1 pseudogene is annotated in these 543 nt (G+C 49.0%); it reads right to left on the reverse strand.

The features are described 5' to 3' along the window. Positions 1 to 543, reverse strand: a pseudogene (locus K0040_RS22395) (hypothetical protein); the annotation flags it as partial.

Here is a 543-nt window from a genome sequence, read left to right on the forward strand (position 1 = left end):
CGGTATGATCATTGATTGGGTTGCTTCCTTCATCAGCGACATTGACCGAGACGGTGTTTGCTGCATTCTCATTGGCGAGCACACCATTATTGCTGGCAGATAATGTCGCAATTTTTGCTGACTGCGGGTTGGCGTCGATGATAAAACCAGCGGTATGCAAATCTTCATTCCAGTTTTGCATTAATAGCTTCGCAGTAAGCCCACTGCCTTTGGTATAGGCGGTATAGGTTGCCTTATAGACGCCATCTGCGGTTTCTTTCCAGTCTGTAGTGACACCAGGTTTCACGTTGTCGATGCTGCCTGGGCATTCCGGTTGCGGTTTTTGCTCCTTACCAGGTTTGCCATTTTCATCTCTCAGTTCTACCGTCACCTCGATAGGATTGCCGGAGAGATAACGGTCTTTATCAATTTTAATTGACGAGTGAGTCCGGGATGACGAAACAGAAATGATATTCACCACGGCGGGGGCTTTAGCCGCATCCACACCATTCAGCTGTGGCATCAGCGTCAGCGTGCCAGATATCGCTCCTGTGGTCAGGATCT

Source organism: Terrisporobacter petrolearius, from assembly GCF_020748185.1.
Lineage (GTDB): Bacteria > Bacillota > Clostridia > Peptostreptococcales > Peptostreptococcaceae > Terrisporobacter > Terrisporobacter petrolearius.